The sequence below is a fragment of the Wohlfahrtiimonas larvae genome, from assembly GCF_002006755.1.
Lineage (GTDB): Bacteria > Pseudomonadota > Gammaproteobacteria > Cardiobacteriales > Wohlfahrtiimonadaceae > Wohlfahrtiimonas > Wohlfahrtiimonas larvae.
Genome location: NZ_MVDO01000266.1, coordinates 1 through 309, shown reverse-complemented (window position 1 = coordinate 309; position 309 = coordinate 1). Strand labels below are relative to the sequence as shown.

The following is a 309-nucleotide window of genomic DNA, read 5'->3' as shown; positions in this document are numbered from 1 at the left end:
GTTTGTGTGCCACCATTAATTTCAGTATTCGATGCAATAGAACCATCACCACTCACATTTTGTGAACCTGCTGTTAATGTAGTATTTTCAGCTTTACCTTTATCTGTGACATTCTGTGTACCGCCTGCAATTTCTATACCTTCAGCAACACCACCGTTTTTAACATCCTGAGTACCTGATGCATTAATCTTACCACCAATTGCTTTACCGCTATTCTCAATAGTTTGTGTGCCACCATTAATAGTTGTATTAGAAGCAATAGAGCCATCACCACTGACAGTCTGTTAACCTTTATTTAATATCGTACTT

General features: G+C 37.9%; 1 protein-coding gene. It reads right to left on the bottom strand.

Annotation, left to right across the window (positions count from 1 at the left end; all coding sequences use genetic code 11):
* Nucleotides 1–260 (bottom strand): hypothetical protein (locus BZK14_RS13655; protein WP_425445333.1); only part of this gene is annotated, 260 nt, incomplete at its 3' end.
* Between the last annotated feature and the right edge of the window lie 49 nt (nucleotides 261–309).